General features: G+C 34.5%; 22 protein-coding genes and 1 pseudogene. 13 read left to right on the top strand and 10 right to left on the bottom strand.

The annotated features are described in order from the left end of the window. The first annotated feature begins 111 nt into the window (after positions 1–111). The 3 genes from H4O20_RS05920 to H4O20_RS05910 are packed head-to-tail and all read left to right on the top strand — an operon-like array spanning position 112 to position 2,797. Positions 112–1,137, top strand: coding sequence for a bifunctional oligoribonuclease/PAP phosphatase NrnA (locus H4O20_RS05920; RefSeq protein ID WP_185098588.1), 1,026 nt, complete (start codon positions 112–114; stop codon positions 1,135–1,137). Then, positions 1,127–1,681 (top strand): gliding motility-associated peptidyl-prolyl isomerase GldI, encoded by a 555-nt coding sequence (gldI, locus tag H4O20_RS05915; protein WP_185098587.1) that lies wholly within the window; start codon positions 1,127–1,129, stop codon positions 1,679–1,681. The genes H4O20_RS05920 and gldI overlap by 11 nt, the downstream gene beginning before the upstream one ends. 6 nt (positions 1,682–1,687) lie before the next feature. Beyond that, positions 1,688–2,797, top strand: coding sequence for a peptidylprolyl isomerase (locus H4O20_RS05910; protein WP_185098586.1), 1,110 nt, complete (start codon positions 1,688–1,690; stop codon positions 2,795–2,797). Between the two features lie 140 nt (positions 2,798–2,937). Here the strand turns inward: H4O20_RS05910 and H4O20_RS05905 are convergent, their stop codons facing one another. Beyond that, complete coding sequence (locus H4O20_RS05905; protein WP_185098585.1) at positions 2,938–4,389, bottom strand: aminoacyl-histidine dipeptidase; 1,452 nt, start codon at positions 4,387–4,389, stop codon at positions 2,938–2,940. 195 nt (positions 4,390–4,584) lie between these two features. Between H4O20_RS05905 and H4O20_RS05900 the strand changes: the two genes are divergently transcribed. From H4O20_RS05900 to H4O20_RS05880, 5 genes are all read left to right on the top strand, one after another. Continuing rightward, positions 4,585–5,652, top strand: coding sequence for a DUF3810 domain-containing protein (locus H4O20_RS05900; RefSeq protein ID WP_185098584.1), 1,068 nt, complete (start codon positions 4,585–4,587; stop codon positions 5,650–5,652). 150 nt (positions 5,653–5,802) lie between these two features. Further along, complete coding sequence (locus H4O20_RS05895) at positions 5,803–6,513, top strand: carboxypeptidase-like regulatory domain-containing protein (RefSeq protein WP_185098583.1); 711 nt, start codon at positions 5,803–5,805, stop codon at positions 6,511–6,513. Continuing rightward, entirely contained in the window at positions 6,503–7,132 is a 630-nt protein-coding gene (locus H4O20_RS05890; RefSeq protein WP_185098582.1) for a hypothetical protein, read from the top strand. The genes H4O20_RS05895 and H4O20_RS05890 overlap by 11 nt, the downstream gene beginning before the upstream one ends. A 14-nt stretch (positions 7,133–7,146) precedes the next feature. Next, complete coding sequence (locus tag H4O20_RS05885) at positions 7,147–7,986, top strand: RNA methyltransferase (protein ID WP_185098581.1); 840 nt, start codon at positions 7,147–7,149, stop codon at positions 7,984–7,986. Positions 7,987–8,090: 104 nt separating this feature from the next. Beyond that, positions 8,091–9,323: a M48 family metallopeptidase gene (locus H4O20_RS05880; RefSeq protein ID WP_185098580.1), complete on the top strand. Its 1,233-nt coding sequence runs from the start codon at positions 8,091–8,093 to the stop codon at positions 9,321–9,323. A 5-nt stretch (positions 9,324–9,328) separates the two neighbouring features. Here H4O20_RS05880 and H4O20_RS05875 read toward each other — a convergent pair whose 3' ends face one another. From H4O20_RS05875 to H4O20_RS05850, 6 genes are all read right to left on the bottom strand, one after another. Further along, the gene (locus H4O20_RS05875; RefSeq protein WP_139854963.1) at positions 9,329–10,621 is read right to left on the bottom strand and encodes an erythromycin esterase family protein; all 1,293 of its coding nucleotides are present in this window, start codon (positions 10,619–10,621) and stop codon (positions 9,329–9,331) included. A 106-nt stretch (positions 10,622–10,727) separates the two neighbouring features. Beyond that, positions 10,728–12,089, bottom strand: coding sequence for an aldehyde dehydrogenase (locus H4O20_RS05870; protein ID WP_185098579.1), 1,362 nt, complete (start codon positions 12,087–12,089; stop codon positions 10,728–10,730). A 222-nt stretch (positions 12,090–12,311) separates the two neighbouring features. Further along, positions 12,312–13,076, bottom strand: a complete 765-nt coding sequence (locus tag H4O20_RS05865; RefSeq protein WP_139854965.1) for a carboxypeptidase-like regulatory domain-containing protein — start codon at positions 13,074–13,076, stop codon at positions 12,312–12,314. Positions 13,077–13,354: 278 nt separating this feature from the next. Beyond that, entirely contained in the window at positions 13,355–15,148 is a 1,794-nt protein-coding gene (locus H4O20_RS05860; protein ID WP_139854966.1) for a DEAD/DEAH box helicase, read from the bottom strand. Positions 15,149–15,386: 238 nt separating this feature from the next. Continuing rightward, the gene (locus H4O20_RS05855) at positions 15,387–15,959 is read right to left on the bottom strand and encodes a non-canonical purine NTP diphosphatase (RefSeq protein ID WP_185098578.1); all 573 of its coding nucleotides are present in this window, start codon (positions 15,957–15,959) and stop codon (positions 15,387–15,389) included. A gap of 53 nt (positions 15,960–16,012) precedes the next feature. Then, a complete protein-coding gene (locus H4O20_RS05850; RefSeq protein ID WP_185098577.1) occupies positions 16,013–16,666 on the bottom strand; it encodes an RNA methyltransferase in 654 nt (217 codons plus the stop codon). 215 nt (positions 16,667–16,881) lie between these two features. Between H4O20_RS05850 and H4O20_RS05845 the strand changes: the two genes are divergently transcribed. The 5 genes and pseudogenes from H4O20_RS05845 to H4O20_RS05825 all read left to right on the top strand — a co-directional run bounded on the left by H4O20_RS05845 (position 16,882) and on the right by H4O20_RS05825 (position 22,805). Then, positions 16,882–17,565 carry an NAD-dependent deacylase gene (locus H4O20_RS05845; protein ID WP_185098695.1) on the top strand — a complete coding sequence of 228 codons (684 nt, stop codon included), beginning with the start codon at positions 16,882–16,884 and terminating at the stop codon, positions 17,563–17,565. A 300-nt stretch (positions 17,566–17,865) separates the two neighbouring features. Further along, positions 17,866–19,842, top strand: a complete 1,977-nt coding sequence (locus H4O20_RS05840) for a histidine kinase (RefSeq protein WP_185098576.1) — start codon at positions 17,866–17,868, stop codon at positions 19,840–19,842. A gap of 26 nt (positions 19,843–19,868) precedes the next feature. Continuing rightward, the gene (locus tag H4O20_RS05835; protein ID WP_185098575.1) at positions 19,869–20,420 is read left to right on the top strand and encodes a hypothetical protein; all 552 of its coding nucleotides are present in this window, start codon (positions 19,869–19,871) and stop codon (positions 20,418–20,420) included. A 93-nt stretch (positions 20,421–20,513) separates the two neighbouring features. Next, positions 20,514–21,005 carry a Dps family protein gene (locus H4O20_RS05830; protein ID WP_139854971.1) on the top strand — a complete coding sequence of 164 codons (492 nt, stop codon included), beginning with the start codon at positions 20,514–20,516 and terminating at the stop codon, positions 21,003–21,005. A gap of 184 nt (positions 21,006–21,189) precedes the next feature. Further along, a pseudogene (locus tag H4O20_RS05825) lies at positions 21,190–22,805 on the top strand (FMN-binding glutamate synthase family protein). A gap of 24 nt (positions 22,806–22,829) precedes the next feature. On the opposite strand, the gene H4O20_RS05820 reads toward H4O20_RS05825, so the two are convergent. Genes H4O20_RS05820 through H4O20_RS05810 form a run of 3 tightly spaced genes read right to left on the bottom strand, consistent with a single transcriptional unit; the run spans position 22,830 to position 25,941 of the window. Continuing rightward, positions 22,830–23,897, bottom strand: coding sequence for an AMP-binding protein (locus tag H4O20_RS05820; protein ID WP_185098574.1), 1,068 nt, complete (start codon positions 23,895–23,897; stop codon positions 22,830–22,832). Further along, positions 23,897–24,868: a CPBP family intramembrane glutamic endopeptidase gene (locus tag H4O20_RS05815; protein ID WP_139854973.1), complete on the bottom strand. Its 972-nt coding sequence runs from the start codon at positions 24,866–24,868 to the stop codon at positions 23,897–23,899. The genes H4O20_RS05820 and H4O20_RS05815 overlap by 1 nt, the downstream gene beginning before the upstream one ends. A 38-nt stretch (positions 24,869–24,906) precedes the next feature. Further along, complete coding sequence (locus tag H4O20_RS05810) at positions 24,907–25,941, bottom strand: o-succinylbenzoate synthase (protein WP_185098694.1); 1,035 nt, start codon at positions 25,939–25,941, stop codon at positions 24,907–24,909. Positions 25,942–25,956: the final 15 nt, after the last annotated feature.

The following is a 25,956-nucleotide window of genomic DNA, read 5'->3' as shown; positions in this document are numbered from 1 at the left end:
ACTTAACTCACATAATTAGATATAATTCAATCACTTCAGCAGTATTTCCACCAATAATTAACCATATTCGATTCTTTGGGGTTAAAAGGCTTTATCGTATCTTCGCGCCCTATGAATAAAGAAACCACAGAAGTAGTAAAAAACCTACTTAAATCGCCTCAAAACATAGTAATCATCGGTCATAGAAACCCTGATGGAGATGCCCTTGGCTCTTGCTTAGGCCTTTCATTTTATTTGAAAAGTGAAGGACATAATACAACTGTATTAATGCCTAATGACTTTCCAGATTTCTTAAAGTGGATGCCTGGAGCAGATGATATTTTAATTTATGAAAAGGAAATTGAAAAAAGCACTGAGACTTTAAACCAAGTTGACATAATTTTCACTCTAGATTTTAACGATTTAAGTAGAGTTGGCGATCCACTTAAGGGGGTTTTAGAAGAATCTTCTGCAAAATTTGTAATGATAGACCATCACCAACAACCATCAAACTACGCTATTGCAACATATAGCGATGTTAAAATGAGCTCTACTGCAGAAATGGTTTACCATTTTATAGATGCCTTAGCTGGAACTGAAAAGTTATCAAAAGAAATAGCTACCAATCTTTATACAGGGATAATGACCGATACGGGATCATTTCGTTTTTCGTCTACCTCCCCAACTACACATAAGGTTGCAGCAAAATTGATTGAAACTGGTGCAGAAAGTGCTATTATTCATCAAAATGTTTACGACAACAACAGCCCCGAAAGAATGAAATTGCTAGGCGTTGCCTTAAATAACTTGCATTTAATTCCAGAATTACACACAGCCTACATCACACTTACGCAAAGTGAATTAGACGAAAATAACTTTAGAAAAGGAGATACCGAGGGGTTTGTAAATTATGCATTGTCGGTTAAAGGCATTGTTTTCGCTGTAATATTTATTGAAAACAAACAAGAGAGTATTGTTAAAATTTCTTTTAGAAGTAAGGGAACGTTTTCGGTAAATGATTTTGCTCGTAATCATTACAGTGGTGGTGGACATATTAACGCTGCCGGGGGAAAAAGTTCGCAAGACCTTAACAAAACCATAAACGAATTTATTAGTATCTTGCCACGTTATAAAAACGAACTTGCAAATGCTCAATAAGCTAATATACATATTATTATTCTCGGCTTTAATCACCTCTTGTAAGAGCCCTGAAGCCAGGAAGCCTATACAAAGTCAGTCTGGTACATTCATAAAAGAATCTGCAGAAAGGAATAAAAAACTTTATGAAGAGGAAAAAGATTATATCGAAAAAATAATCGCAAAAGACTCAACTCACAACTACATTACGTCGGAAAGTGGGTTCTGGTATTTTTACAATAAACGCGATACTACATCTTCAGATATGCCTGATCCAGGAGATATTGTAAAATTCACTTACGACATTAAAGACCTTAACGGTTCCTTGATTCTTTCAGAAAAAGATAATGGTTTACAGCAATATAAGGTAGACCAAAGCAATCAAGAACTTATATCCGGTGTTCGTGATGGCATAAAACTTATGAAGGAAGGTGAAACAGTAACTTTCCTATTTCCTTCCTATAAAGCCTATGGCTATTATGGGATCGAACAAAAACTCGGCACTAATATTCCTGTGCAGAGCACTATAACTTTACACTCAATTGAACAATCAAACGAAAATTAATTATTTATGAAAAAATTATCATTTCTATTTTTATCACTTACGCTTGCATTTGCGTCTTGTCAGGAGAAATATCCTGAATTAAAAGAAGATGGTGTATATGCTGAATTTATTACTAATAAAGGAACTTTTGTTGCTAAACTAAAAAATGAAACTGCACCACTTACTGTTTCTAACTTCGTAGCATTAGCCGAAGGTACTAACGGAATGGTAGATTCTATTTACAAAGGAAAGCGCTTTTACGATGGACTTTCTTTCCACAGAGTTATAAAAGATTTTATGATTCAAGGTGGGGACCCAAAAGGTGATGGTACAGGAAGCCCTGGTTACGCATTTCCAGATGAAATTACCGACACTATACGATTTGACAGAAAAGGACTTTTAGCAATGGCTAATTCAGGTCCAGCGACTAACGGAAGTCAGTTTTTCGTTACTTTAAAAGAAACTCCTTGGTTAGACGGCCGTCACACTATTTTTGGTGAGATTGTAGTTGGGCAAGATATTGTTGACGCAATTGGAGTAGTAGAAACAGAAAAGCCTGGTGATAAACCAATTTCTCCAGTAATTATTGAAAAAGTAAACATCATTAATAAAGGGAAGGTGAAAGTACCTTACTTTACTGAAGAGATGAATAAAATAGAAAAAGAGAAAAAAGAGAAAGAAGAGCGCATTAATAAAATTGCATCTACTAAAGCAGAGGAATTAAATGCCCTAAAAGCTAAAGCTGATTCTCTTCCTTCAGGTTTAAAAATCTACTTCAACGAAAAATCAGAAGGAGAACAACCTAACGAAGGCGATAAAATTTTAATGAACTACGCAGGTTTCTTAACTAACGGAAAATTATTCGATTCGAATATTTTAAAAAATGCTGAGCAATACGAAATGGTTGATGAAATGCGTAAAGCAGCTGGACAATACGTACCAGTACCAACAGATTACAGCAAAGACGCTCAGTTAATTCCTGGTTTCCGCGAAGGATTACTAAATATGAAAGTTGGCGATAAAGCTACACTCTTTATTCCTTCTCATTTAGCATATGGAAAAAGAGGAGTTCCAGGAGTTATCCCTGCTGATTCTGAATTAATTTTCGAACTAGAACTTGTAGAGATTGTGAAGTAATTCCAAATCTTGCTAAATAAAAAAAGAGGAACCGATTTAAAATCAGTTCCTCTTTTTTATTTGAATTATTTGTCAAAAGCTAAATAAGCTATAACCCTACCCTATTTTTTGAATAATTTAGGTAGCGAAACATCTCAGCGCTATTTCTTCGGTATATTCTTCATTACTTCAAGAGTAAAGTTCCAGTATTTTTGAGCTGAAGAAATACTTGCACGCTCATCAGGAGAATGCGCTCCTCTAATAGTTGGGCCAAAGGAAATCATATCCATCCCTGGATAATTCTGACCTAGAATACCACATTCTAATCCTGCGTGACAAGCAGCAACATTAGCTTTTTCACCATTCATTTTTTCGTAAAGACTATCCATTACTTTTAAAATAGCACTATCCATATTTGGTGCCCATCCAGGATAATCACCTGAAAGTTTAACCTCGTAACCCGCTAGTTCAAAAGTTGATTTTAAAGCATTTGCTAAAGTCGCTTTTGAAGATTCAACAGAACTTCTAGTTAGACATTCAATTTTGATGCTTCCCCCTGCAACTGATACTTTTGCAATATTATTTGAAGTCTCAACCAAGTCTTCAATGTCTGGAGACATTCTATAAACACCGTTATGTGCAGCATTCATAACATTTAAAAACTTAGTCTGACATTCGCCGTGCATTACTTTAGAAAAAGCTTCATCGCTCTTTTCAGCAGTAATTGAAAGATTTTCTTCTAATGATTTATACTCTACAAGAATATCATTTTTCATGCTTTCGAATGCAGCTTGAAATTTCGATTCATCTGTAACTACAACCTTCGCAACACTTTCACGCGGAATTGCATTTCGAAGACTACCTCCTTCAAGATTAGCTAACTCCATAAAGTCATTAGTAGCAAAAAGTAATCTGTTCATTAACTTATTTGCATTTCCAAGACCTTTAATGATGTCCATTCCACTATGGCCACCGTTTAGTCCTTTTACACTAATAATATACGATTGCCCATTTTTAGAGGCATCAACATTTTTGTAAGCTCCTGAAGCAGTAATATCTACTCCTCCAGCACAACCAATACCAATCTCATCATCTTCTTCAGTGTCTAAGTTTAAAAGAATATCTCCCTTCAGCACTCCTCCTTTTAAGCCTTTTGCACCAGTCATTCCTGTTTCTTCATCTATAGTGAAAAGCGCTTCTATTGCTGGATGTTCTATATCGTCACTTTCAAGAATTGCCATTATTGTAGCAACTCCTAAACCATTGTCTGCCCCAAGTGTAGTTCCTTTAGCGCGTACCCAATCACCATCAACATACATTTCAATTCCTTGCTTGTCGAAATCGAAGTCTGTGTCGTTGTTTTTTTGGTGAACCATATCTAAATGACTTTGTAAAATAATCATTTTTCGGTCTTCCATTCCTTTAGTTGCAGGCTTGCGGATAATTACATTTCCTACTTCATCTTCTATGGTTTCCAATCCAAGACTTTTACCGAAGTCTTTCATAAAAGCAATTACACGCTCCTCTTTTTTTGAAGGTCGCGGTACAGCGTTTAGATCTGCAAATTTGTTCCAAAGAGCTTTGGGCTCTAAGTTTCTTATTTCTTGGTTCATATAATTTATAATTTTTATAGTGAAAAAAATTTTACCGCAAATTCACGAATATCCTGCGAGGTGTTCCCCGTTTTTATGCGGGACTCCTTGAAGGTTTAATTTATTTTTGAATTCGAGGAATATTTCCACAAAATTACCGATTTTCATCCGCTATAAAAATTATGTGGAGAAAGAATTCCTTTGTAAGTTTGAATTATGCAAAGACGAACTTCACTAATCATTGCGCTGCTTCTACCAATACAGATATTTCTGCTTCAAATTCTAAAGAATTTTCCCGAATTTGTAGAGAAGTATTACAGTTTAGGTTTCTATCCTATGCTTTCAAAAATCTCTCGCTATCTGTTTGGGTGGGTTCCATTTTCTGTTGGAGACGTTTTTTATTTGCTGATTGCTATTATTGCCATACGATGGGTTTACAAAAACTATTACCGACTTCGTTTTGAACCATTTCGAGTTTTAATAGACATTACTGCTGCCGTTTCAGTGGTATATTTTATGTTCCATATACTTTGGGCTTTCAATTATTATAGACTACCCCTTCATAAATCGCTGCAACTAAAAAGCGATTACAGCTACGAGCAATTGCTAGAAACAACTAAAAAATTTATTGAGAAGAGTAACACATTGCACAATGAATTAAACGGTGGCGATACTCTAAAAGTAGAGGTTCCCTATACTCAGAAAACAATGTTGGAAAAATCCACAAACGGTTATGTTAATTTAGAAAAAGAATTTCCACAACTCGCCTATTCTCCTAGAAGTATCAAAAATAGCGGTTGGAGCTTAGGTTTGACGTATATGGGGTACAGTGGATACTTAAATCCATTTTCTGGGGAAGCACAAGTGAACAATTTAATTAAAACTTATAAGTTCCCTGTAGTAGCATGCCACGAAGAAGCGCATCAAATTGGTTATGCTGCAGAAAACGAAGCTAATTTTATTGCGACTTTAGCAACCCTTCACAACAACGAAACTTATATACAATACGCTGGTCACATATTTACACTTCGCTATTTATTAAGCGATGTGTTTAGAAACAGTGAAGATGATTTTTTTGAATTAACAAAAACCATTAACCCAGGAATTTTAGCCAGTTATAGAGAAATGCAAGATTTTTGGGGAAACTATGAAAATCCTTTCGAAACATTTTCAAAAGTGTTTTGGGATAATTTCTTAAAAGTGAATAACCAAAGTGATGGTATAAAAAGTTATAATTATATGGTGGCTTTGGTGGTTAATTATTTTGAAGGGAAAGCTTTATAATCGTTTTGGTTTCTTTAAATAATAATTAAATAAGACGATTTAATTGATGAAATGATTAAATCTGCCCTGTTTTCAAAGTAAAAATTAGCGATTTCTTTAACAATTGAGGTATTTTTTTATTATTCTTGCCGCATTGAAAATTGCCTATTTATGAAAAGAAAACATTTATTTCAATACTTATTTTTAGGTATTGCGTTTGTTCTTCAATCTTGTGAGGTTGATATAATGAATGATAAACGTGTTTTGGTTACAGGAACCATTGTTGACAGCAACAACAACCCTATTTCAAATATTTCTGTTCGTTCTGAGACTAGCCGTGAAGCATTATTAGGTGAGACTATAAGTGACGAGAATGGACAATTTGAATTCACTTCGCTTATGTCAAAACCTCCATATAATTTTTATATAGCTGTTAATTCAAAACCGTTTAGCGAAATCTGGCATTATCACTATGATACCGAACTAATTGAAAATATAGATTATTCTGCCAAAGCCTTTTACGACGAAAGCAATAATCGTAATGCTTCTACATATCATTTAGGTGTTATTCAGCTAAATAAGTATGCAAAACTTAACCTTCATATTAACAATATTCCAGGAGACACAAACACCCTTGAATACAATCTAAATTATGATTCCGCTATTTGTAGAGTAAACTTAAATGGCAATGATTTAAACCGATGTGAGGATGATGAATCTGAATTTCGGTTTTTAGATTCAGAATACTCAGATATTCATATAAATGTAGAAAGCCAATTAGGTACGACTGTAACGTTTATTTACAAATTGAATGGCGAGCCTGAACAAACAATTTCCATCCCACTAACAAACCCTGAAAATACATATGTTTTTGAATATTAGAACTTTTGTGTTGGCGTTATTTATTTCATCTACCGCATTTGCACAACAAACAGAGACTACTAAAATAGACAGCTTAGGACCAGGTAAGAACATTGGCAATATCAGTTTTGGCCCATATTTTCCAATTGCATTTGGTGATAATTTTGCAAATAATGGTTTGGATTTAAAAATGGGGGCGAGATTTTCTTTTAAAATTATAACAACTAAAGACATTTATGTTGGCCCATATTTTAGTTTCTTCAAATCTAATGTTTCGGACCCAGAGCTAATAGGAAACTACTTCCGTTCAAACAACTATTTAGTTGGAGGTATGGTTAACTATGAAAAGCACATAGGAGATTTTGACGCTAGCATCGGAATTGGTGTTGGGTATTCAACCTATCGCAATCACGCCACAGGTGACAATTTTAGCGATACCGCGACTGCAGTTTGGTTAAATCCTGAGCTCAGCTATCGATTTTCAAACTATTTAGGTGTTTACGCTTCTACTGAATTACGTCACGATTTTATGAATGTGAATGTTCCTAAGGAATTAAAAGACACTTTTAATGGTGCCAATTACATCAACATTAGTTTCGGACTTCGTATAAATTTAGGGACTGCACATAAGTATATGTAGCTTATCTTTGCAAAATGCAAAAATCAATTAAAAGTCTTCAAAATCCGTTGATAAAACAGATTGTTCTCCTTCAAGAAAAATCGCGTGAACGTAGAAAAACAGGTCTTTTCTTTATTGAAGGGCTACGTGAAATTTCACTTGCAATAAAAGGAGGATATCATTTAAAAACCTTATTATATTGTCCTGGAATTATTTCTGAAGACGATTTTGATGCGCTAAAGAAATCTGTTAGTACTAACACTGAAATCATAGAAATCACTTCAGAAATCTATGAAAAACTAGCTTATCGAAGTTCAACGGAAGGAGTTTTGGCGATTGCAATGGTAAAAGATTTAAGTCTTTCTACATTAACGATTTCGAACTCGCTTAATAACCGTTCTTCGAGCGAATCTAAAGGACCGTTAATCTTAATTGCTGAAGCACCTGAAAAACCTGGAAACATTGGGGCAATTCTTCGCACTGCCGATGCTGCTAATGTTGATGCTGTAATCATCGCCAACCCTAAAACTGATATGTACAACCCGAATATTATCCGCAGTAGTGTGGGATGTATATTTACAAATAACATTGCGACGGGAAGTACTTCGGAAATCATCTCTTTTCTGAAAGAAAACAATATCAACATCTATTGTGCTGCCTTACAAGCGTCCGTACCATATCACACTTGCGATTTTATAGAAAGTACAGCAATTGTAGTTGGCACCGAAGCAACTGGTTTAAGTGATGAATGGTTAGAAAACAGCAATCAAAACATCATCATCCCAATGCAAGGGGAAATTGACAGTATGAATGTATCTGTAGCTGCGGGAATCCTTATATTTGAAGCTAAAAGGCAACGAAATTTTCTAAAGTAAATTTCGCAAATCACAAAAGTCCTAATCCTAAATCCCAAACAAAATCAGAGTTTTAATTAATGACTTTTATTGGATTTTGGTGCTTAAAATTTAGAACTTAAATTATGAGTCCAGAAACTCTTTTCTATATAATAATAGCAATATTAATTGTCAGTTTTATTATTGAGCAGGCGTTAGATTACTTAAATGCAAAACACTTTGGAGATAAGCTACCTAAGGAGTTAGAAGATATTTTTGATGAACAGGAATATCAAAAATCCCAAAGATATAAAACGGAACGTTATAAATTCGGACTGCTTACTTCAACCATTTCTTTAATAGCCACGCTCCTATTCTTCTTTTTTGATGGCTTCGCGTATGTTGATAATTTAGCGCGTTCTATTTCCAACAATGAAATTCTAATTGCCTTGGTTTTCTTTGGCATTATAATGATCGCTAGTGATACATTAAGTACTCCATTTAGCTATTACAGCACATTTGTTATTGAAGAAAAATACGGTTTTAATAAAACAACTCGAAAAACATTCTTTCTCGATAAATTGAAAGGATGGCTTATGGGTGCTGTTCTTGGTGGAATAATTCTAGGAGCAATAATTTGGATTTATCAAACCACAGGAGAAAACTTTTGGCTTTATGCTTGGGGAATTATAACCGTATTTACTGTACTGATGAATTTATTTTACGCACGTTTTATTGTTCCTTTATTTAACAAACAAACTCCTTTAGAAGAAGGCTCACTGCGTTTAGAAATTGAAAAATACGCTTCGAAAGTTGGTTTTACTTTAGATAAAATTTTTGTTATTGACGGAAGTAAAAGAAGTACAAAAGCAAATGCATATTTCTCAGGATTTGGAAGCGAGAAACGAGTAACACTTTACGACACATTAATTAATGATTTAAACGAAAAAGAAATAGTAGCTGTACTTGCTCACGAGGTGGGTCATTATAAACGAAATCACATTATTATCAACCTAATAGTTGCCATTTTAACCACAGGATTTACTTTGTGGTTATTGTCTTTATTTATTGGTAATCCCTTACTTTCTGAAGCATTAAATGTTTCTCAACCTTCATTTCACATTGGGTTGGTAGCATTTGGAGTGTTATATAGCCCGATTTCCGGGATTACGAGTTTAATTATGAATTACCTAAGTAGGAAGTTTGAATACCAAGCAGATGATTATGCTAAAAACACTTTCGCATCAGAACCGCTAATTTCAGGTTTAAAAAAGCTTTCGAAGAATAGTTTAAGCAACCTTACCCCGCACCCACTATATGTTTTTGCACACTATTCACACCCTACGCTGTTGCAAAGATTTAAGAATTTGAATAAGTAGCAATTCTATTTATGCAAGGGCTGCAAAGCTTTTGTTTCATTGAAAAAAATTAACGCATCGTAACGAAGTGGCACAATAGTAGGCACAAACTGTCTTCTGTCAAATTGAGGATTGTACACCACTCCTATCGCACGATGCCCCCTAACCTTTAAATTTTCTTCCTTTCTATCTTCTTCGTCAAAAATAAGATAGAAAGAATCCAAACCTGTTTTCTTAAGTTTATACTCAACACTACTTCTTAAAGCTCTAGGAATCGTCATTTCTTCCATTCTAGCGCCCCAACTAGAACCAGCAATTACTTTTCCTTTGTAACTAGAAAAACCTATTAGAAAAACATTTTCCTTTCCTAAACTTTCTCGTTTTAGCTGACCAATATTTTTTTCACCAGTATTTCGCATACTGGTAAACGAAGCATCGCCTATATGCGTGTTGTGTGCCCAAACCACACCTTTAGAGTTTTTACCATAGAGCGCCAGTAAATCGCCTACTGTTTCTCGCATATGAAAAACTCTAGAGTTCCAAGAAACAGCATCTTTAGAAGCTATACTTTCACGATAAAATTCTTCAGCATTATGTACTACAATTGCATTCTGAAGCAAGTAAAAATATTCATCATTTGAAAGGCCTTTTAAGATTTCACGATTATTTCTAATATAAGAAACTACCCTTTCGGTAGCAGCTTCGCAATCTGGTTTTCCGTCTTTTACTGCACGAGCATATTGCCAACTATCGCCTTTATGAGGATTAAAGCAATTGTATTGGAGTTTAACGTAATTATAGCTCGATTCATCTATTTTTTTAAGCGTTTCCAACACCATTTGTTTTGAAACCCATTCATCGTAAACATCCATTCCGTAAAAACCAACTTTCTTATCTTGCGGCAAACGATCATTATACTCTCGTATCCATTCAGCAAGAGCTACAACTTCTTCATTTGCCCACATCCACGTAGGCCAACGATTGAGCCGCATTAAAACCTCTCTTGCCGACTTTCCTGAACCCTCAATATTCTTAACATATTGGTTTAACTTATAAAGACTAGCGAAATCACCTTCCACGGCAATGAAATTAAAACCGTGTTCTTCTATAAGCCTTCTGCTAATTTTATCGCGCCATATGTAATACTCATGGGTACCGTGGCTGGCTTCTCCTAGCAAAACTAACTTTTTATCACCTGAAGCCGCAATAAGTGGGTCTAAACTAGATGTACCATCCAGTTTAATTGCTTTATCTGTAAGATTTTGAGCAGAGAGCATCATAAGTGAAAGAACCATTAATAGCGTTAATCGCAACTTCATATATTGACTTATTAGTTAGTACAGAATATAAGCAATAATAATGAGATTACTCAAAATGAGTTTCTTCCTACTTGTAAAAGGTAAGCTTGAAGTTATAGAGAGGTTCTTACAACTTCATAATCCAGCGCATCAGCTTTAATCTAAAGCTTGTATGAGGATAATATTTTATAAAAGGATCGAACCATGTTGGTTTATCCATAATACTTTTATAATGGGTAAAAGCTTTAAATCCTGCTTCTCCGTGATAATTACCAATTCCACTAAAACCAACACCTCCAAATGGTAAATTTTCGTTTGTGATGTGCATTACGGTTTCATTAATTGCCCCGCCACCGAAAGAGATTTCTCTTAAAATTTTCTTTTTAATTGTATTGCTTTTTGTGAATACATAGCAAGATAATGGTTTTGGCAAGATATTTACTTTGACAATCGCTTCTTCAATAGTTTCATAGGTAATTACAGGAAGTATAGGCCCGAATATCTCTTCTTGCATCACGGCATCGTCAAAACTTACATTTTGCATTACAGTAGGTTGAATATAGCGCGATTCGCGATTCGTTTCGCCTCCGTAAAATATTTTTTGTGGGTCGAGCATTTTAACCAACCTATCAAAGTTTTTATTATTGATAATTTGAAGAAAATTATCATTTTCAAAAGCAAAATGCTGACTTTCAATTTCTATTTTTAGTTGATTGAGAAATTTTTGTTCAATACTTTTATGAACCAGTACATAATCTGGAGCGATGCAAGTTTGGCCGGAATTTAAAAATTTACCCCAAACTAATCGTTTTACTGAAACTTTCAAATTACAATTCTCCGTAACAATAGCAGGGCTTTTGCCTCCAAGCTCTAGGGTTACCGGAGTTAAGTTTTCGGCAGCAGCTTTATAAACTATTTTACCAACTGTAGTACTTCCAGTAAAAAATATTTTATCGAATTTCTGTTTTAATAATTCTTGAGTTTCTTCCACTCCACCTTCTACCACTGTAAAAAACGCAGGATCAAAATTCTCCCTTACAATTTTAGACATAGCTGCCGCAGTATTGGTCGGTAATTCACTAGGCTTTAAAATTACAGTATTACCTGCGGCAATTGCAGCAATTGCTGGAGCAAAGGAAAGCTGATAAGGATAATTCCACGCCCCAATAACTAAAGAAACTCCTAAAGGCTCAGGAATAATATAACTTGAGGCAGGAAAATTGAGAATTCCAGTAGGCACGCTTTCCTTTCGCGCCCATTTGTAAATCATTTTTCGCGCTTCCTTTATATCTTTATAAAGCAGGGAAAGCTCAGTACTGTAATTATCAAATTCAGATTTTTTGAAGTCTTTGTATATTGCTTCGTGAAGTAATGCTTCATTTTGCTCTAAAGCTTGTTGAAGTTTTTTTAACTGAGTCCTTCTAAACTGTATGTCTTTTGTAGCGTGAGTATTAAAGAAGTTACGTTGCGCATTAATGATTTTTTTCATAATTGTTGTATTTTCTTAAATTTAGAAAACTTCCGTAAGCTAAACAACACAGAAGCACAAAGGAACACAGAGATACCAAAGAAATAATCAATAAATAAATTTAAATTTCAGTTTAAAGTAACTGAACCAGGCCGAAAGGCGACTTCATCTTCGATTTCAATTTCAATTTCAATTTCGATTACGTTTTCGATTTCGATTTCGTTTTCGATTTCGATTTCCAGACTACTTATCCCTATTCAAAATTTTATACTCCTCATAACAACCACTAATTGCATCTAAAATTTGAAGGTCGTTTGCTGTTCTAATAAAATCTTTAGAGTAATTACATTTATTTAATATCTCATCAATATCAACACGTTCTAACTGCAGTACGGCCATTAGGGTTTCACGGTCGAACTTACTTTGAAGCAAGTTTCTTATTTCATCATCCTCTTTCATCTTGCGCATTTTCCGCATCTGTTGTGGCCGCTTCCCAAATACATTATAGAGGAAGTCGGCAGGATTAAAAATAGAGCTTAAAACTTTGCTTACAGCGCCTGGTTGATTACTACCTCCTTCATAACCCGTGCTCAACCCAGAAATTCTATAACGGTAATTGTCATAAACAGGTATTAACTTAGCGTCAATTTCTACATAACCCGTTAGCTGAACAGGTTTTACAACTACCTCTTCTAACGCAATCCCAAGTTCAGTCATTTTTACTTTAATATCTCCGAATTTAAGCCAATCATTGGTAACACGAACGCGAAGCGATTTAAAACCTAGATATGAAAAATACAGTGTATCGTTTACTGCTGCTTTTAATGCAAACTCTCCTTTGTCGTTAGTAGTAGTTCCTTTTACCTGATTAAGGTTTACGATGTTTACGTTTTCTAAAATTTTATCGTTAGCATCATTCATTACAACTCCTTTTATATCGTGTAATTCCTGGGAGAATGATGAAATTGAAACAAAAAACAGAAGAATTAGTAAGAGATTTTTTTTCATAGTAAAAATTGCATTCGTCTTATTCAAAAATAACAATTAACAAACTAAGACAAATTAATGTTTATTCAAACCCTAATATGGTAAACATTATAATTTAAAGTAACATTTTTAAGAAGCTAACCTTAGGGATGGTAAACCTCCTAATTAATCAGTACACGCTCTATGCCAAAAGCTCATTTTAAATAAATAAAAAACGGGCCCTTTTAAAAGGCCCGTAAATATAATTATATAGTCGTTAAGATGTCGCTAAATTTTAATAATTCAGTATTATGAATTATTTATGCATTTCTTCTACGTCTTCCGCCAGTCCCTTTTGCATTTGGGCGCTCGCTACTTCTTCTACTTTTTCCTTTAAAAGCTGGTTTGTCGCTGCTTGAATTGCTGCTGCGTTTCTTAAAGCCCCCTCTTCTTCCGCTATCATTACGATCGCCTCTATCGCTTCTTTTCTTTCCGCGACTACGACCGCTTCCACTGCGACCAGTGTCTTTAGAGATTTCAATGTTTATCTGTCTGCCATCAAGCTTAAAGTCTTTGAATACACTCATCACCATTTCCTGATGCTTTGTATCGGTATTAAAGAATGAGAAACTATCTTTTACATCAACTTTGTAAACATCATCTTTTCCAAGGCTTAATAAATCACGAAGGAAGTCTTTCAAGCTCATCCAATCGAAATCATCTTTTCCACCAACGTTTAAGAAATAACGAGTGCTATCTCCTCCATCTTCAGAAAAGTTACGATCTCCACCAGAGATATTTAAATCTTTACTGTTTTTGTAGTAATTTAAGAAACGAGTAAACTCTACTGAAAATACTTTCTTGATTAAATCTTCCTTTGAAAAATCTGCTAATACTTCGTTTATATTTGGAAGGTAAGCGTTAATCTCAGGATTTATCTCAGTGTTTTTTATTGTATTTGCTAAATGAAACATTTGTACTTCACAAATTTCCATTCCCGAAGGAATTTCCTTAGCAACAAATTTCTTTTGAATTATCTTTTCAATAGATCTTATCTTTCTAACTTCACTTTTAGAAACAATAACTATTGAAACTCCTGTTTTACCAGCACGTCCGGTACGACCACTACGGTGAGTGTACACTTCAGTTTCATCTGGAAGTTGATAGTTTATAACGTGCGTAATATCATCTACATCAATTCCACGTGCAGCAACGTCTGTTGCAACAAGCATTTGAATTTGACGGTTTCTGAATGATTTCATAACTGTATCACGTTGACTTTGACTTAAATCTCCGTGAATTGCAGCTGCGTTATACCCATCTTCTATAAGTTGTTCAGCTACTTTTTGAGTATCGCGTTTTGTTCTGCAGAAAATTACAGAAAAGATTTCTGGATTTGCATCTGCCAAACGTTTTAAAGCGTTGTAACGATCTCTTGCGTTAACTAGGTAATATTCGTGTGTTACTTGATCTGAACCTACATTCTTTGTTCCTACAGTGATTTCCACTGGAGTATGCATAAACTTTTTGGCAATTGTAGATACTTCTTTAGGCATTGTAGCACTAAACAACCATGTACTCTTGTCTTTAGGTGAATGCGAAAGAATTTCGGTGATGTCTTCGAAAAAGCCCATGTTAAGCATTTCGTCTGCTTCATCAAGAACGCAATATTCAATTTTTGAAATATCTATTAAGCCACGACCAATCATATCTTTCATACGACCTGGAGTAGCTACAATAATTTGCGAGCCTCTTTTAATTTGGCGTGCTTGATCGGTTATACTTGCACCACCATAAATAGCAGTAACGTTTAAACCTGGCATATACTTACCGTAAGCCACCATTTCATTTGTAATCTGTAAACACAATTCACGTGTTGGTGAAAGGATAAGTCCTTGTGTAGTGCGACTGTTTACGTCTATTTTTTGCAACATAGGAAAACCGAAAGCTGCGGTTTTACCTGTTCCTGTTTGTGCCAAGGAAACCATATCGGTCTCGCGGTCTAATAAAATTGGAATTGCTTTTTCTTGAACTTCAGAAGGGGTTTCAAAACCCAAGTCTGCGATGGCTTTTAGAAGATTCTCTTCTAAGCCGAGTGCTTTAAATGCTGTCATTTTTTGTAAAATAAATTTTTATATGCGTGCTAACGAGAAGCGACTGGACATATAAAATAAAAACGGACAGCTTCACTATAACACTCCTCACCCTGAGGATTTCTTGATAATCAAAAGCCTTACGCTATGATTTTTCAAGGCCGCAAAAGTAGTGTTTACTTTTTAACTAACAATATTTATTGGGATATATTTAAGGTTTTCCACAAAAATAATTTTCTATCGCCAATAAAATTGGCACTTATTCGGTTAGATAATCAATTAATTGACGCATTGCTTTTCCTCTATGACCTATTTCACCTTTTTGTTGAAGCGTCATTTCGGCAAATGTTTTATCATAGCCGTCAGGTTGAAAAACTGGGTCGTAACCAAAACCTGAATCCCCACGCAATTCTTCTATAATTTTACCCTCACAAATGCCTAAAAATAAGACTTCTGAGTGATTCATTGAAAGAGCTATGGCAGTTTTAAATCTTGCACTTCTGTCTTTTTTATCAGCTAAATTATTCAGGAGCTTTTCAATATTTGCTTGAGAATTATTATCCTTCCCAGCGTATCTAGCACTATATACCCCTGGCTCGTTGTTTAACGATTTTACCTCTAACCCGGTATCATCTGCAAAGCAATCTAAATGATAATTATCTCGAACGTAATTAGCTTTTAAAATAGCATTTCCTTCGATGGTGTTGGCAGTTTCTTCAATATCTTCATTACACCCTATATCGTCTAAGCTTAATAATTCGATATGATGCGGCAGAAGGGCTTTAACCTCTGCAAATTTATTTTTATTGTGAGTAGCGAAGACGAGTTTCATTTTAATAATGGAATTGCGATTTATAATTTACGTAATTTGGAATTTATAGTTCCTTATTTAGCGTTTTTATAACGCTCAATAATTTCATCTGAAGACTTTATAGTTTTTTTAGCCCATTCTAGTTCTATTTCACGTTTTTCTTCTTCTGAAAGCTGCCAATTAATATTACTTTGTTTCAGTTTTGAAACCACACTTTGTAAAATAATTGCAGCAGAAACTGAAATATTTAAGCTCTCTGTAAAACCGTACATTGGGATTTTTAAAAAACCATCGGCTGCTTCCATCACTGTATCACTTAAACCATCACTTTCTTTTCCGAAGAAAAAAGCACTTTTCTTAGACACATCAAAATCATGTAACATCATTGAAGATTTATGTGGTGTTGTAGCAATTATCTGATATCCAGAATCTTTTAACTCACTAATACAATTTTTTATTGCATTATGCCTTTTAAACGAAACCCATTTTTGGGCCCCCATAGCAATTTCTTTATCTATGCGTTTACTCACTCTTTCTTCTACAACGTGTAAATCCTGAATACCAAAAACATCGCAAGTACGCATTACGGCGCTTGTATTATGGAGTTGGTAGACATCTTCGGTAACTACCGTAAAGTGGCGGGTTCGTTCTGATAGCACTTCCTGAAAGCGCTCTTTTCTATTTTCTGTAAGGTAAGTTTGAAGGTATTTTAAAAGTTCTAAATCCATACTTCGATTTCGCTCATTAATCGACTTGAAAAGCTAATGAGTTTTGGGTTTATAGGTTTGTGAATTAAAATAAACTTTTCAAGTTAGATTTCAAATTCAATTTTAAGTTTGCGAAGATAAAAGTATTTGTTTTATTGATGGTTTCTTATATTCATATTTTTAAATAACTTAGTAAAGAATTCAATTAATAAAACTCCCCGTTATTGCGGGCAAAAATTATGAAAATTGTAGTATTATCAGGAGCTGGAGTAAGTGCCGAAAGTGGCATAAAAACTTTTAGAGATGGCAACGGATTATGGGAAAATCACGATATAATGGAAGTAGCCTCACCCGAAGGATTTAAGCGTAATCCTGCCTTAGTACTCGATTTTTACAATCAACGTAGAAGGCAACTGCAAACGGTAGAACCTAACAGCGCTCATATTGCGTTGGCAGAACTTGAAAAACATCACGAGGTAACAATAATCACTCAAAATGTAGACGATCTTCATGAACGCGCCGGAAGTACTGATGTTATACATCTACACGGCGAACTTCTTAAAGCAAGAAGCACTGTGGATGAAAATTTAATTTTAGAATGGAAAGACGACTTAAACATAGGTGATTGCTGTGATAACAACCACCAACTTCGTCCACATATAGTTTGGTTTGGCGAAATGGTTCCAATGATTGAAGTTGCCTCGGAGATTATTGAAGATGCCGATGCTATAATTATTGTGGGAACTTCTATGCAAGTATATCCCGCTGCAGGCTTAATACAATATGCTAAAGCTAATGCTCAAGTTTATTTTATAGACCCCAATCCTTCAATAAACCCAACTAAAAGAATCTCAGTTTATGCCGAAAAAGCCTCTACAGGTGTTCCTAAAGTTGTAGAGAAACTTGCGAGTATGTCGTAATATCATAATAAGATTTACTGATTTAATAGATGTTAAATTATTTTTTTTGTATTTTTCAACATAATTCAAACATTCTAACCTTACAGCTTAAACCCCCTAAATATTCAATAAAAACATACCTCAGAATTATTCTATTTTCATAAATTTCAGAATATAAATCTACACCCCTTGAAACAAAATATAATTTCCCCACTCCTCTTGGTATGTAATATAAAAAGCATAACATTTTCTCTGTTAGCCCTAGTATTACTATGCACTTCTAATGAAATATTTGGACAATCCAATTCACGTATTGATAGCTTGAAAACAGCTTTTGAAAATGAAACCAATGATTCTTTAAAAGTTTTGTCGGAAATTAATTTAGCTAAGGGAATTCATAGAATGCAACACGACCTAGAGTCGGAATACTTTCACGCTAAAGAAGCAGTAGACCGAGCATTGCGAATAAATGATACGGTTTTATACGCTAGAGCTTTAGACAATCTTGGATTGTTGTACCGTTATCATCAACGTTACGATCAAGCGCTATCACTTCACACTAGAGCTTTTGAATTAATAAAAGATAAAGATGTAGACCCAATTTTCAAAATGATAATGGGGAATAACGCAGGTGTTGCTGGCCGTTACAATCACAAAAACGACACTGCATTTCTCTATTATATGCAAGCCTTAAAAATTGCCGAAGACGTAGATAACTTAAAAAACATAGCTATTTCTACTAACGGAATTGGCAACACCTTAAGCAATATACCTGGACGAGAAAATGAAGCTTTACCATATTTTGAACGGTCTTTAAAAGCACAACAAGAAATAGGCAATGATTTAGGAGTTGCTATGAACTATCTTTCAATTAGCGATTATTATATTGTAAAAGGTGATTTTAAGACTGCAAATGAATATTTAAAAAAACTTTTAAAATTAAATCAAGATAGAAATGATGAATTTGGAATAGCTATTACTTATGAGTATATGGGGATTTCTAAGTTAAAAGAAGGGGAGGATTTAGATAAAGCTGTGACTTATTTTCAAATTTCAGCCGATGGGTACAAGTCACTTAAAAACATCCACAGACAAGCAGAAATTCTTACCCACTTAGGGAACACTTATTTAAAAAAAGGTGAATTAAATCGCGCCGAAGACTATTATAAAGAATCCTTACAACTCTCTAAAGGCCTAAATGCCTTAGCTATGATAAGTACAAATGTTTTAAAACTTTCTGAAGTTTCTGAACAAAAAGGAGATTACAAATCGGCATTATCAAACTTTAAACTCTCTCAAGTTTATAAGGATAGTATAAATATAAATGAACAAAATGTAAAAATTGAAGCTCTCACACAGGAGTACAATTTAGAAAAAAAGGAAAGTCACATTCAATTTTTAGAAAAGGATAAAGCTTTACAGCAAGTGCTTTTGAATACTCAGAAAGATGAACTTAAGAGAAGGCAGATTATCACCATCCTTTTAGCGATTGCACTAGGTGCGATATTAATTATCTTTTTCATGCAGTATAGAAATTACAGAATAAGAAAAACAGCGAATGAGCGTTTAAATCAAGCTGAAAAAGAAAAAATGGTTACTATTTACGAACGAAACTTAGCACAAGCGGAAATTCTTGTAACTAGACTTCAAATTAATCCTCATTTTATATTCAACAGCCTTAACGCTATTACCTATCTTATACAAAGTGAACAGAACTGTAAAGCAATTGAATACTTAGGAATATTCAGTCATTATACAAGAATGGTACTTGAAACATCAAAACAGCAAGTTATCTCCCTTCAAGAAGAATTAGAATTGGCCGAAAACTATCTTAAGCTCGAAGAGAACAGGTTCTCAAATGACTTTAAATATGTTATTTCAGGCATTGAGAACCCAGACCTTGAAGATGTCTTAATTCCGCCATTATTAATTCAGCCGTTCTTAGAAAATGCAATTTGGCATGGCCTTTTAGCCAGTCCACGTAAAAAGAAACTATTAAGCATTCATATAGAAATCGATGAAAACCAAACACAAATTATTATTGATGATAATGGCGCTGGAAGAGATAATAAAAATAAAATTAACACCATTAAAAGTCATAATAGTATGGGGATGGGAATAATCAAGGAGCGTATTGAACTTTACAATAAAACGAATGAAGGGAAAATTAATTATAAGATTATCGATAAGAAGGACGACGAAGGAAAGCCTTTAGGTACACGTATCATCCTAGAACTTTACAACACTATGGATTATTTTAGAAATCATCCAAGTAAAATGTCTGTAAGTCATGCTTAAGTCTTAAGGTTTAAATAAATTCGCTCGTGCTATCAAATATTTTAAAGCTTAAACTATCAGAAATTGACACTAGTCGAAATAAGAGAGAAGAAATTGCAGATTGGATAATTAATAACCCAAGGTATTTACCACAAACGCTTAATACATGCTTTTCTTCTAATAATTCGCTATTGGTTAAGACGGCTTACGTATTGGAAATTATATGTGAAAGGGAATTAAGCCTTTTCAGTGAATATCAAAATATTTTTTTTAAAGAGTTACCCAAAATAACAAACAGTTCTGCCTTAAGAGCGAGTGCAAAAATATGTGAGATACTCTGTAAAGAGCATTATTTACATCATTCTTCTATTTCTTTAAATATTGATGAGCAAAAAATAATGACCGAATGCTGTTTTAATTGGCTTATTACAGAACAGAAAGTAGCTTGTCAAGTACCTGCCATGACGTGTCTCGCTTTATTAGGAATGGAAAGCAATTGGATACACGAAGAATTGAAACAAATTTTAATAAAAAACATCCCAAATAAAAGCGCAGGGTATAAAGCACGAGCTAGAAAGGTTTTAAAAGAAATTACTTAGATTATTAGCGTTAAAATAAAGCTAAACCCCTCTAAAACATTGATTTCAGCATAATAGTTTCTTATTTTTGAGGAAACCTTAAAACAAAAAAATATGAGCTATTTAAATCTAGATAAAAAGAAAACTGCAACAATTGCAAAAGAACTTAATGTCCTTTTAGCAGACTACCATTTATACTATCAAAAACTACGTAATTTCCATTGGAATATCGTTGGAAGTAATTTTTTCGAACTTCACGTAAAGTTTGAAGAAATGTATGACGATGCTAAGTTAAAAGTAGATGAAATTGCAGAAAGAATTTTAACCCTTCGTTTCCAACCTACAAGTAATCTTTCAGATTATATTAAAATGAGTAACCTAGAAGAATCTTCAGAAAACACTAAAGATGTTGAAATGGTGAAAATTCTACTTGACGATCATGGGAAACTTCTAAAGCAGATGCGTAAGGTGGTTGAGAAAGCTAGCGGCGCTGATGATGAAGGAACAATCGATATGGTTGGAGGTTTTATAGGCCACATAGAAAAAATTAGCTGGATGCTAGATGCTTGGTTGATGAAAGCAACCGATAATCATCCAGAAGCTTAATAAGTACTTAAGTTATAAGTTTAGCAACCGTGTTAGAAAAAAGATATTTTTAACACGGTTTTTTTATTAGATTCATATAAATATGCTTAATAACTTTATTAAATCAATATTTAAATTTGATACCTTTATGTTTTAAAATTAATTAACTTTCTTTTCTAAACCTGAAATTTAATAAGCAAAAATGATGAATGGAATATTAGAGTTTTTGTCGAACATCCCTTGGTGGGCTTGGATACTTATAGTTTTATCAATAATCGCCATACGTGATGTTTTCTTTAATAAACGTCACACTATCAGTCACAACTTTCCTATAGTTGGTCATATTCGTTACATGCTCGAAAGTATTGGCCCTGAATTAAGGCAATATATAGTTGCCAACAACAGAGAAGAACTTCCATTTAATAGAATTGAAAGAGGTTGGATTTATGCTTCGGCAAAAAATCAAAATAACTACGAAGGTTTTGGTACAGACCGTGATATTTACGAGCCAAACTATATTTTTATAAATAATGCATTATTACCTTATAAGGTTGAAAAAGATAATCCGAATTACAAAAACCCATATTTTTTACCTTGTGCTAAGGTTATGGGAGCCTATAATAAACGTCGCAGACCTTACCGCCCTACGTCAATTATAAATGTTTCTGCAATGAGTTTTGGCTCTTTATCGGCACGTGCTGTAGAATCATTAAACAGAGGTTGTGCGCTATCCTATGCGTATCACAATACAGGTGAAGGTGGATTGTCGCCTTATCATAAAACCGGTGCCGATGTAGTGTTTCATTTCGGAACAGGATATTTTGGAGTTCGAGATGATGATGGCAATTTCTCGATGGAGAAAATGGTTAAAATGGTAAATGAAAATCCACAGGTTCGAGCTATAGAAGTAAAACTTTCTCAGGGTGCAAAACCAGGGAAAGGTGGGTTCTTCCGGGAGCTAAAATCACAGAAGAACTTGCTGAAATAAGACACGTTCCTATTGGAAAAGATGTACTGTCTCCTCCTACACATTCAGCTTTTAAAGGTGTAAAAGGTTTAGTTGATTTTGTTGAAGATATTGCTCAAGAAACTGGCTTACCTGTTGGAATTAAATCGGCTGTTGGTAGATTAAACGAATGGGAAGAGTTGGCTAAAATAATGAAGGAAACAGGTAAAGGTCCAGACTTTATTACAATTGATGGTGGTGAAGGTGGAACAGGTGCAGCACCTCCTAGCTTTGCAGACCACGTTTCGCTTCCTTGGCTTTTTGGTTTTGCTGAAGTTTATAAGATTTTTAAAAAACACGACTTATGTGATAGAGTAGTTTTTATTGGCAGCGGTAAACTAGGTTTTCCTGCAAAGGCTGCTATGGCTTTCTCGATGGGTGCAGACCTGATAAACGTTGCTCGTGAAGCTATGATGAGCGTTGGATGTATTCAAGCACAGTTATGCCACACCAATACATGCCCTACAGGGGTTGCAACACAAAATAAATGGTTACAACGCGGTATAAATATTGAAGATAAATCGGTTAGAGCGCATTTCTATTTTAAAAACTTTAGAAAAGAACTTTTAGAAATGACTCACGCCTGTGGATATGAGCATCCTGCACAATTTACAATGGACGATGTAGATCTTACCGTTGGAGATAAGAACCTTATTAAAACCCTAGCTCAATCGTTTATGTATCACAAAGTACCGGTGCCTTTTGAAAGCATGAAAGCGCTTGCACATTGTCCCTACCTAGGAGGAAATTTTCACGAAAAAGAAGCTAAAAAGGAAGTTAAGGAGATGAAGAAACAGAATAAAGTTCGCTACTAAAAATTATGAAAACTCTTGGTTAGCTTAACCCTTGTTTAAAGTCTGTATAACCTCAACTCTCTTAATTTTTGAAGTTTCAGTATAAATAAACTGTGGAACGGTATAAACCTTTTTAGGCTTTTCGTATGCAGAAAGCGATGTAAAAGCTTCTGAAAAGTCCTTAAGTTCTAAAGTGTTTTCTGCTTCAACAATCATAATTACTCGCTCCCCTAATGCCTCATCTTTTTCTGAAGCGATAAAAAATGGGGTGTCTATATGAAGTGATAATTTTTCTTCAACTTCTTCAGGATGAACTTTAACACCTCCCGAATTAATAACGTTGTCTTTTCTTCCTAGGAAAATAAATGATGTTGGTGATATTAAGTTTACTACATCATTGGTTACAACTACTTCTTCTGAAATTTTTGGAGCTGATATTCGCAAACACCCTTCCGAAGTCTGAGAAAACTTTACTGTAGGAAGCGCATTAAAAGCCTTAGACTTATCAATTCCGTTTAAAGCTCGGATTGCAATATGACTGATGGTTTCTGTCATCCCATACGTTGAAAAAGCTAGTGTATCTTGAAGTTGTAATTCTTTTTCTAGTTCTACTGAAACAGCTCCCCCACCTATAATTAACTTCTTCACTTTATACAAATCTTTCAATGAATGAAAAACTTGATAAGGCACCATAGCTGTAAAATCGAAGTCTATTTCTAAATTTTCCAAAGGGCTCTTAACAGGGGCTCTGGTATATAAATCCCAGCCTGCAATCATTCCACGGACAAGCATCATTTTTCCTGCAATATATGCTGCTGGAAGACACAATAACGCTTTACAGTTTTCTTTTAAGTCGAAGTAATTTACAGTTGCAGTGGCACTGTTAAAAACATGGTCTTTCTGAAGTTTAATAACTTTAGGAGTACCTGTAGACCCAGAAGTTTTAACAGTAATAAAATCTTTTTCATCTAGCCATTCTAAAATAAAATTCCCAATTGCTACTTCGTATTCTTCCTTGCTATTGAGTAAAAATTCGGCGTGCTTCTTCAAACCTTCTTCAGCAGAAAAAGCTTCTCCATTTAATCTAAAATTTGGATGTAGCAAACGTTTCACTAATCTATGTAAGTTGAATTAGATTCATTTTCTTCAATTACAACTATTGGCTCTTCAACTCTACCAAATAATTTTCCGCTCCAATCTGTCCATTTATAGCGCCACGCCATTAAAAGCAGGAAAATTGGGTAAATAATCAGTACCGGGGCAACTACATCAAAACCAGCAGAAGGGTCGGAAACATCTTTAAAAATTGAGTTAGTTTGAAATACCGTCCAATCTGCAGTTACTAGTAGCGCTGTAATTAAGTTGTTCCCTGCGTGAAATCCGAGGGCAAGCTCCATTCCTTCATCCATTAAGGTCATAATTCCTAGGAAAAACCCTGTCCCGATATAATATATCATTATAACATTCCCTAGTTTGTCCACCTCTGGATTTGCTAGGTGCAGCGCACCAAATATTACAGATGTTACAACCAAAGGAATCCATTTATTTTTAACAATAACACCGATTCCCTGCATTAAATAACCTCGAAAGAGATATTCTTCAAAACTTGTTTGTAAGGGTATCATTACCACTGCTATTAATGCTAAAATTAAGAATGGCACCAATTCAAATTGAAGTACATAATCTTCTGGATTGCTGTTGTAATCTAACAATGTAACTACCAAAGTCGTTATTGTAATTAGCCCAAAACCAAAGAAAACTCTTCCCCAGTCGGTCTTTTTACGCGAAGTTGTTAAGGTTACAAAAGGTTGTTTATGTAGGTATTTCACCACCAAAATAATTGCCGCTAAGCCTACAGCAAAACTTAACAACATCAGGAAAAAGGTTAAGTTCGAATCTAATACCGTCATCAAAACCCCAGGATCTTGTACCGATTCTATATCTCCACCTTCAGTCATTACCTTCAGCATTACAGCAACCAAAAATGGAATTGAACCTAATTGACTTGCTATAAAAATAATTAGAAATCCTACTAAATAACGCCACCAGTCGTGAAGAAAATTAAAAGCTTGTTTTATGTACATTTTATAAAAGTTTGATTTTTATGAAAGTGATTTGATTGTTAAAACTTAAAATTCCATTCTGCTTCTGCATCGTAATGCAAAGCTCCATCTGCAACGTTAAGAGGGCTGTCTATGTTATTTGTATACAAACTACCTGTACCTAGACCTTGAGGTAATTTACTGTTTTTTGTAAAAGTGTATTGTGAAATTGTATTTAAACCTATATTACTTTCTAAGGCAGAGGTAATCCACCAACCTGCATTGTATTTTTCAGCTAATTTAATCCAAGTATCACTTCCCTGAATCCCACCAATTAATGAAGGTTTTAGGATAATGTATTGCGGTTTTATAGTGTCAAGAAGCTTCTGTTTCTCTTCTTCTAAAAACACCCCTATTAACTCTTCATCTAAAGCAATAGAAAGCGGTGTATCTTCACAAAGACGCGCCATTTCTTGCCATTGTCCTTGTTTGATTGGTTGTTCGATAGAATGTAATTCTAAATCTGATAATACCTTCAACTTTTCTAAAGCTTCCTTAGGGGAAAATGCACCATTTGCATCTACCCTGAGTTCAACTTCTTGTGGTGAAAACTCTTTTCTTATGGATTTTAAAAGTTCTATTTCAGTTTTAAAGTCGATAGCTCCAATTTTCATTTTGATGCAAGTGAAGCCTTGCTTTAGTTTTTCTGAAATTTGTTCTTTCATAAAGCTTTTGTCCCCCATCCAAACCAAGCCATTAATGGGAATAGCTTCTTCTCCACGCGTAAATGCAGAAGGATAGATTTCAAAAGGGTTTTTGGAGTTTAAAGATTGGATAGCAGCTTCAACCCCAAACTGAATAGATGGAAATTCTGTTACAGCTTCGTAGAGATTATCTTTTCCTAAATCAATATTATCGCAAACCCATTGAAGTTTCTCTTCGTAATCTGGGCGGTCGTCAATACTTAAACCTCTTAAGATACCACACTCCCCTACTCCAAAACTGTTTTCAGTTTTCAGGATAATGAAAAAAGTTTCTTTAGTATTTAAAACGCCTCGAGAGGTTCCACTCGGGCGTTTAAAGTTTAGAATATGTTTTTTGAAATGTGCTTTAATCATTAAACAACCCCT

Origin of the sequence: Aequorivita sp. 609, from assembly GCF_014212065.1 — a bacterium.
Taxonomy (GTDB): Bacteria; Bacteroidota; Bacteroidia; order Flavobacteriales; family Flavobacteriaceae; genus Aequorivita; species Aequorivita sinensis.
The sequence above is the reverse complement of the archived record's forward strand: the minus strand, read 5'-3'. Positions and strand labels throughout refer to the sequence as shown.